The organism is Streptomyces sp. NPDC096311 (assembly GCF_044763085.1).
Taxonomy (GTDB): Bacteria; Actinomycetota; Actinomycetes; order Streptomycetales; family Streptomycetaceae; genus Streptomyces.
The window spans coordinates 979596-993321 of the sequence record NZ_JBIWFN010000001.1; the positions used below are offsets into that span (position 1 = coordinate 979596).

Below are 13726 nucleotides of genomic sequence, written 5' to 3' on the forward strand. Positions count from 1 at the left end.
GCCCGGTCTCAGGCTGAGGACAGCCAGGCCCGGGCATGCGGTGACGCGGGTCATAGGATGAACTGCTCGACCGCGTTCGCGAAGCCCTCCTCCTCGTTGCTCGTCGTCACCCGCCTCGCCGCGCGCTGGACCTCGTCGCTGGCGTTGCCCATCGCGATGGACAGTCCCGAGTGGGCGAACATCAGTACGTCGTTGGGCATGTCGCCGATCGTGGCGATCTGGTCGGGGGAAATCTGGAGCTTGGCGGACCAGTACTTGACGACACCGCCCTTGTTGGCCCGCGGATGGGTCACATCGAGGTAGTAGGGCTGCGAGCGGGCGGCCGAGACATGCTCGCCGAACCGCGCGCGAGCTGCGACCGCGGCCGCCTCGACGACCTGGTGGTCATCGCTGACCCCGACGACCTTGGCGGTGTCCTGCTCGAGCCCGTCGAAGTCGGGAACGAGCGTGGGCGCGAACTGCACCGTCCAGCTCTCGCGATCCACGTGCGGCCCCTTCGCGTCGCGGACGTACCAGTCGGCACCCCGGTAGATCCAGACGCTGAGGCCGAACGACTCCATCAGCGCGACGACCGGGGCCACCACCTCCGCGGGAATGACCTGCTGCTCGACCACGGTCATATCCGGGTTGACGATGAGGCCACCGTTGAAGGCGGCGAGTTCAGTGACCAGCGCCAAGGGCTCGATGATCATGGACATGCCCCGGGGCGGTCTCCCGCTGGTCACCGCGAAGAGGACGCCGGCGTCGTGGAGCTTGTGGACCGCAGCGACGGCGCGGTCGGTGAGGACCTTGTCGCTCGTGACCAAAGTGCCGTCGACGTCGGCAAGAAGCAGGCGGATCGGGCGGGTTGGCATCGCGCCTCCGTAAGCTCTGGTTGCGGCCGGTCCGGGTGGGAAGAGGCAACGGCTCATGGATGCGGGGGGACCTGTGGGACGGGTTCCCAGTCGGCTTGATTTCCGAAAGTTGCTGGAGGGCACCGTCGCGGCTCGCATGAGTCGCAGTCGCGTTCCTCTCGAACAGAGGGGAAGGCCAATGCCCTTGAGGGCGCGCAATACTTCGATATACCCCTTGGGCCCCGATGTAACCCTGTAAGAGTGATGTGGCGAATATAAGGGATATGTGCGAGCGTTAAGGATCACATGGCGAAGCTCTTATGGGGCCTGACGTCCAAAATTCACCCAACACATTTTGGGCCGGCCCCTGAGGGGAGCGGGCAGTGGCGCAGGCAAGTCAGGACAAGACGGCCCATGCGCTCGGGATCGACATCGGCGGAACCGGTATCAAGGGAGCGCCGGTCGACCTCGAGCTCGGCAGCCTCATCAGTGAGCGGATCCGGATCCCGACCCCGCATCCGGCGACCCCCGGGGCAGTCGCGGACGTGGTCGTGCAGGTGCTCTCCCAGATCGGCGTCCCAGGACCGGTCGGGCTGACGCTCCCGGCAGTCATCCGGGGCGGCAAAGTCCAGACGACGTCCAATATCGACCCGGCCTGGATGGAGACGGACGCGGCCCAGCTCTTCGCACGGGCGACCGGCCGCGACGTGAGGGTGGTGAACGACGCCGACGCGGCCGGGATCGCCGAGATGCGCTTCGGCGCCGGCAAGGGACGCAAGGGCGTCGTCGTGATGGTGACGCTCGGCACCGGTATCGGCAGCGCTGTCTTCTCCGACGGGTTCCTGGTGCCCAACAGCGAGCTGGGGCACCTGCCGCTGCACCACGAGGACGCCGAGGACTGGGCCGCGGAGTCGGTGCGCGAGCGCGACGACCTGTCCTGGAAGAAATGGGCGCACCGTCTGGAGACGTATCTCGAGCTCGTCCAGCGGCTGCTGTGGCCCGACCTGATTGTCATCGGCGGCGGAGTCAGCAAGAAGGCCGACAAGTTCCTGCCGCACATCGAGCTCAGGACCGAGATCGTACCGGCGCAGCTGTTGAACGATGCGGGCATTGTCGGCGCGGCGCTCTTCGCCCCGGCCGGGAAAGCTCAACCCTAGTCTGCCGCGCTCGACATGAGCGCAGAGGCAGCACCTTCAGGGAGGCTCGCATTGAGCAACAACGGCCTGGAAACACTTTCCGTCAACACGATCCGCACGCTGTGCGTGGATGCCGTCCAGGCGGCCGATTCCGGCCGACCCGCCCTGATCCTCGACGACCTCACTCAGGATCAGCGGCGTGCAGAGCACGACCGGCGCGCTCGGCCGGGGCGTTGCGACCTCAGCCGGGATGGCGATCGCCGGGCAGTGACTCGCCGCCCGGTACCACCGCGACGACTACACCGTCTTCGACTTCGAACGCGCTGATCGGGCACTACCGCACGCTCAAGGACTAGGAGGCGCCACATGGCGACGGACAAGCCCATGCAGCTCGGGATGATCGGACTCGGCCGGATGGGGGCGAACCTGGTGCGTCGGCTGATGCGGGACGGCCATCGTTGCGTCGTGTCCGACGTCAACGCGGCCGCCGTCGCCGAACTGGCAGGCGAGGGCGCGACGGGCGCGGACTCACCCCGGGACTTCGTCGCGAAACTGGACAAGCCACGGGTTGTATGGCTCATGCTCCCGGCTGCGATCGTCGACTCCATCCTCGACCAGCTCGAGCCGTTGCTGGAGCCCGGCGACATCCTGATCGACGGTGGCAATTCCTACTACCGCGACGACATCACACGCGCCAGGCGTCTTGCCGGCAAGACGCTGCACTATGTTGACTGCGGGACCAGCGGTGGGGTCTGGGGTCTGGAACGCGGCTACTGCCTGATGATCGGCGGCGAGGACGAGGTCGTGGCCCATCTGGACCCGATCTTCAAGACGATCGCTCCCGGCGAGGGCTCCGCCGAGCCGACGCCGAGCCGGACCCGGACCGACGGCACCGCCCCGCTCGGGTATCTGCACTGCGGGCCGAACGGCGCCGGGCACTTCGTGAAGATGGTCCACAACGGGGTCGAGTACGGGATGATGGCCGCGATCGCCGAGGGCCTCAGCATCATCAAGGGCGCGGACGCAGGCAAAGGCCGGCAAGAGGTCGACGCGGAGACGACGCCCCTGCGCGATGCGTGGGCCTACCAGTACGACATCGACGTCGCAGAGGTGGCCGAGGTCTGGCGGCGCGGCTCGGTCGTCGGCTCGTGGCTGGTCGACCTGATCGCCGACGCCTTCGCCGGCTCGCCCACTCTCGACGGCTTCGCCGGGCGGGTCTCCGACTCCGGGGAAGGCCGCTGGACCGTCCTCGCCGCGGTGGACGAAGGTGTCCCGGCACCGGTCATCACCACCTCGCTCTACGAGCGCTTCGAGTCCAGGGAGGCCGGGGAGTTCACCGACAAGATCCTCTCGGCGATGCGCTCGGAGTTCGGCGGGCACGCCGAAAAGAAGGGCTGAGGGCTGTGCATCACGAACTCCAGGTCGTCGCCGACCCCGATGCGGTCGCCGGCACCGCGGCGGCGTTCGTGGCGCGGCTGGCGCGGGCGTGCGTGCAGGCCCACGGCCGATTCACGTTCGCCGTCAGCGGGGGCCACACGCCGTGGGCGATGTTCGCGCGGCTCGCACACGAGCACGTCCCCTGGGAGCACGTGGTGGTGTTCCAGGTCGACGAGCGGGTCGCGCCCGAAGGCGACCCGGACCGCAACCTCACCCACCTGCGGGAGAGCCTCGGTGCGGCCCCGGCCGAGGTCATCGCGATGCCCGTGAACGACGCCGGCCTGGACGCGGCGGCCGCTGCCTACGGGCGGTCGCTGCCCGGACGTTTCGACCTCGTTCACCTGGGCCTCGGCCCCGACGGGCACACCGCCTCGCTGGTGCCGCGGGACCCGGTGCTCGAGGTCTCGGACCGACTGGTGGCCCTGACGGAGCCCTACATGGGCCACCAGCGCATGACACTCACCTATCCTGCGCTCGCCCGCGCCCAGCAAGTGCTCTGGCTCATCACCGGAGCGGACAAGCGCGAACCGCTCTCGAGACTCGTTGCGGGTGACCGGTCGATTCCCGCCGGCCGGGTCGAGGCGGCGGCGTCGCTCGTCCTCGCGGACGCGGCGGCCGGCCAGGTACCGGCCGGCGCCGACGCCCAGTCGCCAGCATGACCATGACGCCCGACCCTAGTGCCGTGCCGGCCCCGTAAGGGGGATCAGATGGCTTTGAACTCGTCGAACGTTCCCGCAGACGTGCTGGTCATTTTCGGGATCACTGGCGACCTCGCGCGAAAGATGACGTTTCGCTCGCTCTATCGGCTTGAGCGGCGCAAGCTGCTGACCTGCCCGATCGTCGGGGTGGCGCGCGACGGCTGGTCCGACGACGCGCTGCGTGACCACGCCCGCGCGGCGATCAAGGCAACGGGCGAGCCGCTCGACGACAGCGTCTTCGCCCGGTTCGCCGCCCGACTGAGCTATGTGCAGGGCGACTACGCCGACGAGGAGACGTTCCATCGCCTCGCCCGGGCGGTCAACGGCAGGCGGCGCCCCGTCTTCTATCTGGAGATCCCACCGTCGCTGTTTGCCCGGGTGGTCGGGGGCCTGGCAGGCGCCGGGCTGACCAAGGGCGCCCGGGTTGTCGTGGAGAAGCCATTCGGGCATGACCTCGCGTCGGCGCGCGCCCTCAACGCCGACCTGCGTCAGCTCCTCGACGAGGATCAGCTGCTGAGGATCGACCACTTCCTCGGCAAAGAGCCGGCGATGGACATCCTGTTCCTGCGGTTCGCCAACTCCGTGTTCGAGCCGGTGTGGAACCGCGACCACGTCTCCTGCGTGCAGATCACCATGGCCGAGGACTTCGGGGTCGAGGACCGCGGCCACTTCTACGACCCGGTCGGCGCGCTCCGCGACGTCGTGCAGAACCATCTGCTGCAGCTGCTCGCCCTGGTGGCGTCCGAGCCGCCGTCAGGCGCCGATGCGGACGCGCTCCGAGACCGCCGCGTTGATGTGTTCCGGGCGATCCCCGACGCCGACCCGGCCCACTACGTCCGCGGGCAGTATGAGGGGTACCTGCAGGTCCCCGGTGTGCGGGCGCACTCGCGCACCGAGACGTTCGTCGGGTTGCGGCTGGAGGTCGAGAACTGGCGCTGGTCCGGGGTGCCGTTCTTCATCCGCGCCGGCAAGTCGCTCCCCGAGCGAGTGACCGAGATCCGGATCATGTTCAAGCGCCCACCGCGGCTTGCGTTCGCGGAGCGGTTCGCGCCCGAGCCCGACCAGTGGATCCTGCGGATCGATCCGAGCCCTGGCATGAACTTTCGCATCCAGGCCAAGCAGCCAGGCAAGCAGGACACGCAGCTGGTGGACCTCGACCTCCTCTTCGCGGCCGAGCTGGGTGAGGCACCCGAACCGTACGAGCGCCTGCTCAGTGATGCAATGCAAGGCAACGCGAGCCTGTTCACCCGGGAGGACTCGGTGGAGGAGACGTGGCGCATCGTCCAGCCCCTGCTGGAGGCGCCCGGCAACCCCGAGCGCTACCGGCAGGGGACCTGGGGACCGGCGGGCGTGAGCAAGCTCGTCGCCGGATATCCGCGATGGCACGACCCATGGCTGACGGCGAGGTCTCCCGACTGACCCAGCCGCGCCCCAGCCCCGGTGAACCGCCGGTCGCGGCCCCGACCCGCTCCACCTCGCCGAGTTCTTCGGCCTGGCTGGGAAAACACCCGTCCGCTACGTGGAGTCGGCACGCATGCTTCTGGGTGAAGCTGCCGAGCAGTCAGCGCAGTGAAACTCGCTCGACCTGCATACCTCCTAGAAGAGACGCTACGGGCATGGAGTTCTTCTGCTACCACCGCGACCGACCCGGCTCCGTGGCATTGCGCGACGAGCTACGGGAACAGCATTGGTCCTACATGGACCAGTACGCGAAGGAGCTGATCGCCCGGGGGCCGACCCTTACCGGCGACGGGGACGACGACGCTCCGACCGGCAGTGTGCACATCATCGACCTGCCCGATCCCGTCGCCGCCCGCGCGTTTGCCTTCGACGAGCCGGGCTACCAGGCCGGCGTCTACCGGGACGTGCTGCTGCGACGGTGGCGCAACACACTGGGGCGTAGCATGTGGGACTTCCCCGGTGGCCGGACCGGCGGCAACCGGTACTTGGTGCTCGGCCTCGGCACCGGGCAGGCCGCCGACCTCGCCGTGCCGACCAACCGGGACGAGCTGATCGCCTACGGGCCGCTGTTGTCCGACGACGGCACCACCTGGCTGGGCACGGCCGCGCTGCTCCGGGCGCCGGACCCGGATACGGCAGGAGCCATACTGACCCGGGACCGATACGCCGACATCGAGGTGCACGACTGGCAGTTCGGTGGGCGGCCGTCATCACCCGAGGACGTCTAGACCGACGTCACACCGGAAGCCTCGGATCGCTCCGCCCTCGTGTTTCATCCGAACCCACGGGGGCTCACCGGGCGCCGGCCCGACGTCGACGTGCGCCGGCAGGCGCGTCCGCTCGCAGCGGACGGCCAGGACAGCCCCGCGGTGTCCGCCACCGAGGTGTTCCGGGAAGACCACGCCATGTGCGTCTGCCCACAGCCCTCGCCAAGACCGTAACCGGTGACCTGCGGCAGGTTGGGCTCCTCGACGAGTTGGGCGCGGACTTCGTCCGCCATCCGCCATCCGCCATCCGTCATCCGCCACGCGCCGGAGCGTCCTGGCCGGTGCTGGTCGACGGCCTCGACGAGATCCCCGGCACCGATACCCGCAGCGCTGTTCTGACGGCGCTCTCCGGCGCGGCCGCGGCAGGGCGGGAGTTGCGACGCCAGGAGTCCACCGGGCGGGCACCAGCCGCACATGCTTTCACGGCACGGCGTCCCCGCTCGGGCAAGCATCACCGCGCAGGCGCGGGGCGGTGGTTTCACTCGTCCGGACGACAGACCCCGCCGCCTCCACGCGCGGCGCGCCACGTCACCCGAGGGCGTCTGTGCCGCGCGCTTAAGGTGACGCCCGGAGGTGGAGCATGCGAGTGGGGTTGCACGCGCTCGGTATCGGTGACGGTGCCCGTCCCGAGGTGATCCGCGCGGTGGCCGCAGCCGCGGAGACGCACGGCTTCGCGAGGCTCTGGTGCGGCGAGCACGTGGTACTCGTGGATGCGTTCGCCTCCCGCTACCCCTACTCCGTGGACGGCCGGATCGCCGTGCCCGCGGACGCGGACTGGCTGGACCCGCTGCTTGCCCTGACCTTCGCGGCGGCGGTCACCAGCCGGATCGAACTCGCCACCGGCGTACTCCTGTTGCCTGAGCACAATCCGATCGTGGTCGCCAAACAGGCCGCCACACTCGACGTGCTCTGCGCCGGGCGGTTCAGCCTTGGTGTCGGAGTCGGCTGGTCGGCCGAGGAGTTCGCAGCGCTCGGAGTCCCCTTCGCCAGTCGCGGGCGGCGGGCCGAAGAGTACCTCGCCGCGATGCGCACTCTCTGGGCCGAGGACCCGGCTTCCTTCGCGGGGGAGTTCACCCGCTTCGACGCGATCCGGGTCAACCCGAAACCACTGCGCGGCGGCCGGCTCCCGGTCGTGGTCGGCGGCAACAGCGACGCCGCCTTGCGCCGCGCGGCCACGCTCGCCGACGGCTGGTACGGCTTCAACGTCCCGGCGGCCGAGGTCCCGACGCGTATCGCCGTTCTCGCCGACGAGTGCGCCCGCCACGGTCGCGCTTTTGACGAGCTGACAGTCGCCGTCGCGCTGAGCGACGGCACCCCGGAGCACCTCCCCGCACTCGATGCGGCAGGCGTCACCGAACTCGTCGTCGTCGGCGCACCTCCGCCCGCTCCCGAGGCGGCGGCCACCTGGGTCGCGGAAATCGCCCAGACCTGGATTCGCCGCTAGGGCCTGTCCGGCATGATCCGCCGGGCGGCCCCTGACTAGCTGCCGGACAGGTGCTCGAGTGTGCCGAGGAAGTCGCGGAAGGCCCGGTCGGTGCGGGTGGTGTCGCCGGTGGCGTCGAGGTCCATGAGGAGACCACGGATGACAGCGAGGACGAGCGTCGCGAGATCCGGCCGACCGATGCTGCGCAGGCCGTCCTCGAGCGGCCCGAGCCAGTCGGTCGTCGCGGTGCGCCGGAAGTGGGGCCACAACTGCTGCTCCGCGCTCTCGCGCAGCTGACCGAACATCCGTAGGTACGGCCGCCCGTCCGGGCCGGTGATGGAGGTCCAGGCGCGATCAAGGGTGGCCGTGTAGGGCTCGTCGGGTCGCACCCGCAGGAGGGCGCCGAATGTGTCGAGTTGGCGTTGCCGCGCGCGCCCGAGGACGGCCCGCAGCAGGGCGTCGCGGGTGCCGAAGTGATAAATCAGCATGCGGGCCGAGGTGCCGGTGGCGGTGGCCAGCGGCTCGAGCCGGTCGGGGAGGCCGTGCGCCAGGGCGTGATCAGCGCAGGCATCGAGCAGCCTCTCCTTGATGTGCGGTTGCGGTCGTCTGCCCACGGCGCGACTTTTTCACGTAACAGCAGCTACGTCTACCGTTGATCGAAAGGCAGTCGAGGCAGTCGAGGCAGTCGTGGAGGTAGCGATGAGGGTCGTGTTCGTGCATGGGGCGTGCGTGCGGGACGGGTCGTGGTGGTGGCACCGCACCGCCGATCTGCTGCAGGAGCGAGGGGTGTCGAGCGTGGCCCCGGCGCTGCCGAGCTGCGGCGAGGCGGGCCTGCCCGGCGGCGTCGGCGGTCCGGGGCTGTCCGAGGATGTTGCCGCGGTGCGGCAGGTGCTGCAGGCCGGCGACGAGCCGACCGTCGTGGTCGCCCACAGCTACGGCGGCATCATCACCGCGGAAGCCGCCGCGGGAATCGGATCGGTGCGCCACCTGCTGCTGGTCTCCAGCTACCTGCCCGAGGTCGGGCAGAGCCTGTCGGAGTTCGGGGACGGCGGCCCCGCCCCGTTCCTCGACGTCGACACCGACGCCGGCACGTTCGGGGTCCGCCCCGAGCTGCTCGTGGACACGTTCCTGCAGGACTGCGACCCCGAGGTCCAGGCGCAGGCGGCGGACCACCTCGCCCGGCAGAGCGTCCAGGTGACCGGGCAGTCGGTCGGGGCGGCCGCATGGCGGCAGGTGCCCTCGACGTACCTCGTCTGCGCTCAGGACCGGGGCACCCCGCCGCGCCTGCAGCGCGAGTTCGCCCGCCGGGCCGGCAGCGTCGTCGAACTCGACGCCGGCCACCACCCGTTCCTGTCCCGGCCCGCCGCGGTCCGGGACCTGCTGCTGAGCCTGTGACGGCAGCCGCGGACGAGCCAGGCCGGCGATCCGAGGACCTCAAGGGCCCTCTCACCTGACGCGCGGCCCTCCAAGGTCAACCGCTTGGCGTTGTTCTTTCGCTGCAAAGGGAGCCCACGCGCTTTCCTGCATGTGGCGCGGATCACGTTGGGGGGAAAACCTGCGGCGCGACTCGGGCGTCTAGCCGGTGTGAGATCAGTCAGGAAGGCACCGCGCGCGCTGGACGAGGAACAGCTCGTCCGGCTGGTGGCGAGGGGTGACCGCGCGGCGTTCGAGGAGTTGTACCGGCGTACCGCGCCGTGGATGGCGTTGCGGCTGCGCCGTCGCTGCGCCGACGAACAGATCGTCGCCGAGGTCATGCAGGAGACGTATCTGGCGGTGTGGCGCGCGGCGGGGGCGTTCGCGGGGTCCTCGACGGGCGGGACGGCGGCCGGATGGCTGTGGACGATCGCGGCGCGCCGCCTCGTGGACGCCTTCCGGCGCAGAGCCCACCACGCCGAGCCGCCGACGGTCGCCGCTCTCCCCGACGCGGCGCCCGCCGCCGAGGAGGAGGCACTCGCGACGACCGTCGGCGGTGACGTCGGCGACGCGCTGCGGCACCTCGCGCCAGAACTCAGACAGGTACTGCAGGCCATGGTGCTCGACGGGCTTTCCGTCCGGGAGACCGCGGTCCTGCTCGGACTGCCCGAGGGCACGGTCAAGACCCGTGCCCGCCGGGCTCGTATCGAGATGCGGAAGGCGCTGGCATGAGCGGGGAACACGCGTCGACGCGGATCATCGACGGTTACGCACGCGGCGGCACGGACCTCGCCGCCGACGAGGTCTGGGCCCTGGAGGCCCATCTGGAGGCGTGCGGGGTGTGTCGTGACCGGCTGTCGGCCGCCGTCACCTTCGAGGTGCCCGCCGTGGCGGTGCTGGTCGGTACCGTGTGGGCCGACCTCGAACCCCAGCTGGCCGCCACCGCCACGATGCCGCGCCGACGGCGCCGGTCGGCGTGGTTGTCGAGGTGGATGACGCCCACGATGGTGCCGTGGCTGGCCATGGTCGTGAGCGTGACACTGCTCGCGCTCCTGCTCGACCTGGTCGGCACCGGCTTCGGCGAGGTGTCGCTGGTGCTGCTGCTCGCCCCGATCCTGCCCGTCCTCGGCGTCGCGGCGTCGTGGTCGCGCGGCCTGGACCCGGCGTACGAGCTGACGGCCTCCGTGCCGAGGGCGGGGCTGTACCTGGTGCTGCGGCGCACCGCGTCCGTGCTCGCCGTGGTCGTCCCCGCGCTGCTGGTGGCCGGGTGGACGACCGGTGTGACGGCCGGGCAGTGGCTGCTGCCCTGTCTGGCCTTCACCTCGACGACCCTGGCGCTCGGCGGTCTCGTCGGCGTGACCCGCGCCGCCGTCGCGCTGGCTGCCGTGTGGGTCGCGGCGGTCCTGGCGCCGACCCTGGCCACCAGCCGTACGGCCTTCACCCTGCAGACGGGCAGCCTGCCCGTGTGGGGACTGCTCCTCGCGCTCGGCACCGCCGTCGTGATCGCACGCAGGGGCGCGTACTCCGTGCTGGGAGCTCATCGATGACCATCGGAAAGGAACACCACACCATGTCCGCGGCAAACGCGGCCGACATCGCACCGACGGCCTACGCCTGGCAGATCCAGGCCACCGGGCTGAAGGTCAAGGTCGGCAGGAACCGGATGGCCGTCGACGGGCTCGACCTGTCGCTGGGCACCGGCGTGCACGGCCTCCTCGGCCCCAACGGGGCGGGCAAGACCACCCTCATCCGGACGCTCGCCACCGTACTGCGCCCCACCGAGGGCACCCTGGAGCTGCTCGGCGAGTCCGCGGGCGGCATGGGCGAGCATCGTGCGCTGCGCCGCCGTATCGGCTACCTGCCGCAGGAGTTCGGCTACTACAAGCGCTTCACGGTGCGCGAGTTCGTCGAGTACATGGCGTGGCTGAAGGAGGTGCCCAAGGCGGACATCCCCGCCGCCGTGCAGCGCGCCGTGGAGAGAGTGGGTCTGGCGGACCGCGCCGACGAGAGGATGAAGTCCCTGTCGGGCGGCATGGTGCGCAGGGCCGGCATCGCCCAGGCCATCGTCAACGACCCGACGATCCTGCTCCTGGACGAGCCGACGGTCGGCCTGGACCCGGCGCAGCGGCTGCGTTTCCGCGAGCTGCTGCAGGAGTTGCGTACGGACACCTGCGTGGTCGTCTCGACCCATCTGGTGGAGGACGTCGCCGCCGCCTGCACCGACGTGGTGCTCATCGCCGAGGGGCGACTGGTCTTCCAGGGCCCTCCGGACGAGCTGGCCTCGGTGGGCGGCCCCGAGCACGTGGGGGACAGCCCCCTGGAGCGCGGCTACTCGGCGCTGCTGCTCAACCCGGAGCAGGGAAGGGGCACTTGGTGAACGTCCGCGTCCTGCGTATCGAGCTGAAGCGTTCCGTCGCCCCGTGGGCCGGCGCGATGGTCCTGGCGCCGGCGCTGGCGTTCCTGTACCTGATTCCCGGATCGTGGTGGACGGGCACCACGGCGTGGACAGCCCAGTGGACGTCCATGGCCCTGTGGACCCGCTCCCTGTTGTTCTACCTGTGGCCGCTGGCCGTGGGGCTCGGGGCGCTGCAGGGCCTGCGCGACCACCGCTCGAAGATGTCCGAGCTGCTGACGAGCACGCCGCGGCCCGCCCGGCACCGCGCGGCCACGCTGGCCGGCGCGACGGCGATCACGCTGACCTCGGCCTTCGCGCTCCTCGTCCTCGTGGGCGCGGTCCAGGTGGTCGCCCACACCGAGTACACCCACCTCGGGTGGCTGCCGATCTCGCTCGTAGGGGCACTCTCCCTCGTCGCGGGGGCCGTGCTGGGCATGGGGGCCGGGCGGGCCCTGCCGTCCGTGCTCACCCCGCCCGCGCTGGCCATGGGCGCCTTCGTGTTCACAGCCCTCATGCAGATGTCGTTGGGCCGGACGGAGACGACCACGGCGACGGGACTCTCGAGCACGGAGCCGAACCAGGTCTCCCTGCTGTCACCGGCGGTGGGCGAGGTGCGCGACACACTCGTCACGCTCTCCGCCTCCGTTCACGTCGGGCAGACGATCTGGCTGCTCGCCATGGCCGCGACCGGCTTCGCGCTGCTGATCGCCGCGACCCCGCGCGCCCGGCTGCTCGCCCTGACGCCCGTCCTGGCGGGCGCGGTGATCGCTCTGCTCGTCCTCCCCTCCGACCCGCGCCGGATGTACGTCGTCGACCAGGCCGCCGCGGAGCCGGTGTGCGACGGCCCGGTGTGCGTGACGAAGACGCAGCAGGCACGACTCGCCGACCTCGCCGGTCCCGGCAAGGAGGCGCTGCGGCTGCTGCACGGCGCCCTGGGCAGCCAGGCGCCGGTCTCGGTCCGGGAGAACACCGCCGTACTGCCGCAAGGCTCCACACGGCACTGGTCCCGCAAGACCGTGCTCTTCGACTTCGACGACGACATCATCGCCGCCGCGAAGGGCGAGGAGCTGACCTGGGCCCTGATCGCCAAAGGCATGGTGCCAGGGTGCGCCCCCGTCGGCTGGAGCAGCTTCGGAGGAGATGAATTCGCGCAGACCGTCGCGGTGGGCTGGGTCCTCGGGGACCTCGGACCGCTTCCCGGCACCTGGTCAGCGAGTATGCGCCGCGAGGTCGACGCCGAGACCCGCCCGGTGTGGAAGAAACTCAAGGCGCTGCCGAGGGCCGAGCAGCTCTCCCGGATCAACGCGATGCGCGCCGCCGCGCTCTCCTGCAAGGGCGACGCGTTCGCCGCGCTGAAAGGCGGTGCGTCCCGGTGAGATGGCTGACGCTGTACGCGCGCTCGCGTCAGGTACCCGCGTCGCTCGCCGCGGTGGTGATCAGCGCGGTGGCGGTGTGGGCACTCGCCAGGGACGGCAGCGGGGTGACCGGTGATCCGCGGCTGCCCGTGCTCGCCCTCGCTACGGGGGCGATGGCAGCCTCGATCGGGCTCAGCGGGCAGGACCTCGCGCTGGACCGGACGGCCGCGATCCGCTGGGTGCCCCGCAGGACGGCACACGTGCTGCTCTCCGGCGCGGTCGTGGGCGCGGTGCTGCTGACAGTGCAGGCGATGGGCGAGGACATGGCCGCTACCGCGTTCGTCGTCCGGGACAGCGCGGGCCTGATGGGACTGGTCGCCCTGGGCGCGGCGCTCTCCGGCGGCCAGTACGCCTGGACGCTGCCGTTCGCCTGGCTCTCGTTCTCGTTCTTTGCCCCGCCCCCGACGAGTGCGCCGACGCGGGTGGCGAGCTGGATGCTGCTGCCGCCCGGCACGGCAGCGGGCACCTGGACGGCCCTGGTCCTCTCGGTGGCCGGCACCGCGGCCTACGCCGTCGCGGGACCGAGACGGTGACGACCGCAGCGCGGTCGCGTGCCGCACGCGCACGCATCGGATCGAGCGCCCACCACGCGGCCTCGAACATCCGCAAACCGGGAGTACTTCAGCGTGTCTCCGTGACCGATCCGTCAGCGGTGTCCGCCCAAGTGCGGGGGCGGGGCGGGCACCGCCGGGCAACCCACGGCTGGATGACGGGCGACTGCAGAGTCGCCCCGCCCCCGCACTGGCGC

Annotated in this window: 15 protein-coding genes; 12 read left to right on the top strand and 3 right to left on the bottom strand. The window is 70.8% G+C overall.

Annotation, left to right across the window (positions count from 1 at the left end; translation table 11 throughout):
- Positions 1-50: 50 nt before the first annotated feature.
- Positions 51-854 (bottom strand): Cof-type HAD-IIB family hydrolase, encoded by an 804-nt coding sequence (locus ACIRA5_RS04320; protein WP_403687075.1) that lies wholly within the window; start codon positions 852-854, stop codon positions 51-53.
- A 362-nt stretch (positions 855-1216) separates the two neighbouring features.
- On the opposite strand from ACIRA5_RS04320, the gene ppgK reads away from it, so the two are divergent.
- From ppgK to ACIRA5_RS04345, 5 genes are all read left to right on the top strand, one after another.
- A complete protein-coding gene (gene ppgK, locus ACIRA5_RS04325; RefSeq protein WP_403687077.1) occupies positions 1217-1990 on the top strand; it encodes a polyphosphate--glucose phosphotransferase in 774 nt (257 codons plus the stop codon).
- 345 nt (positions 1991-2335) lie between these two features.
- The gene (gene gnd / locus ACIRA5_RS04330; RefSeq protein WP_403687079.1) at positions 2336-3367 is read left to right on the top strand and encodes a phosphogluconate dehydrogenase (NAD(+)-dependent, decarboxylating); all 1032 of its coding nucleotides are present in this window, start codon (positions 2336-2338) and stop codon (positions 3365-3367) included.
- A gap of 5 nt (positions 3368-3372) precedes the next feature.
- On the top strand, positions 3373-4065 hold the full coding sequence (gene pgl / locus ACIRA5_RS04335; protein WP_403687081.1) for a 6-phosphogluconolactonase: 693 nt from the start codon (positions 3373-3375) through the stop codon (positions 4063-4065).
- A 48-nt stretch (positions 4066-4113) separates the two neighbouring features.
- Positions 4114-5523 (top strand): glucose-6-phosphate dehydrogenase, encoded by a 1410-nt coding sequence (zwf, locus tag ACIRA5_RS04340; RefSeq protein ID WP_403687083.1) that lies wholly within the window; start codon positions 4114-4116, stop codon positions 5521-5523.
- 197 nt (positions 5524-5720) lie between these two features.
- A complete protein-coding gene (locus ACIRA5_RS04345) occupies positions 5721-6293 on the top strand; it encodes a YciI family protein (RefSeq protein ID WP_403687086.1) in 573 nt (190 codons plus the stop codon).
- Positions 6294-6337: 44 nt separating this feature from the next.
- Here the strand turns inward: ACIRA5_RS04345 and ACIRA5_RS04350 are convergent, their stop codons facing one another.
- On the bottom strand, positions 6338-6565 hold the full coding sequence (locus tag ACIRA5_RS04350; RefSeq protein WP_403687088.1) for a hypothetical protein: 228 nt from the start codon (positions 6563-6565) through the stop codon (positions 6338-6340).
- Positions 6566-6912: 347 nt separating this feature from the next.
- Between ACIRA5_RS04350 and ACIRA5_RS04355 the strand changes: the two genes are divergently transcribed.
- Entirely contained in the window at positions 6913-7776 is an 864-nt protein-coding gene (locus ACIRA5_RS04355) for an LLM class F420-dependent oxidoreductase (protein ID WP_403687089.1), read from the top strand.
- Between the two features lie 35 nt (positions 7777-7811).
- On the opposite strand, the gene ACIRA5_RS04360 is transcribed toward ACIRA5_RS04355, so the two are convergent.
- A complete protein-coding gene (locus ACIRA5_RS04360) occupies positions 7812-8369 on the bottom strand; it encodes a TetR/AcrR family transcriptional regulator (RefSeq protein ID WP_403687090.1) in 558 nt (185 codons plus the stop codon).
- 85 nt (positions 8370-8454) lie between these two features.
- Between ACIRA5_RS04360 and ACIRA5_RS04365 the strand changes: the two genes are divergently transcribed.
- The 6 genes from ACIRA5_RS04365 (at position 8455) to ACIRA5_RS04390 (ending at position 13511) form a co-directional block, all read left to right on the top strand.
- Entirely contained in the window at positions 8455-9150 is a 696-nt protein-coding gene (locus tag ACIRA5_RS04365; protein ID WP_403687092.1) for an alpha/beta fold hydrolase, read from the top strand.
- Positions 9151-9339: 189 nt separating this feature from the next.
- Positions 9340-9900 (top strand): RNA polymerase sigma factor, encoded by a 561-nt coding sequence (locus tag ACIRA5_RS04370; protein ID WP_403687095.1) that lies wholly within the window; start codon positions 9340-9342, stop codon positions 9898-9900.
- Positions 9897-10715 (top strand): zf-HC2 domain-containing protein, encoded by an 819-nt coding sequence (locus tag ACIRA5_RS04375; protein WP_403687096.1) that lies wholly within the window; start codon positions 9897-9899, stop codon positions 10713-10715. The genes ACIRA5_RS04370 and ACIRA5_RS04375 overlap by 4 nt, the downstream gene beginning before the upstream one ends.
- The gene (locus ACIRA5_RS04380; protein ID WP_403687099.1) at positions 10712-11545 is read left to right on the top strand and encodes an ABC transporter ATP-binding protein; all 834 of its coding nucleotides are present in this window, start codon (positions 10712-10714) and stop codon (positions 11543-11545) included. Before ACIRA5_RS04375 ends, ACIRA5_RS04380 begins: the two co-directional genes overlap by 4 nt.
- Positions 11542-12939, top strand: a complete 1398-nt coding sequence (locus ACIRA5_RS04385; RefSeq protein ID WP_403687102.1) for a hypothetical protein — start codon at positions 11542-11544, stop codon at positions 12937-12939. The genes ACIRA5_RS04380 and ACIRA5_RS04385 overlap by 4 nt, the downstream gene beginning before the upstream one ends.
- Positions 12936-13511, top strand: coding sequence for a hypothetical protein (locus ACIRA5_RS04390; RefSeq protein ID WP_403687104.1), 576 nt, complete (start codon positions 12936-12938; stop codon positions 13509-13511). The genes ACIRA5_RS04385 and ACIRA5_RS04390 overlap by 4 nt, the downstream gene beginning before the upstream one ends.
- Positions 13512-13726: the final 215 nt, after the last annotated feature.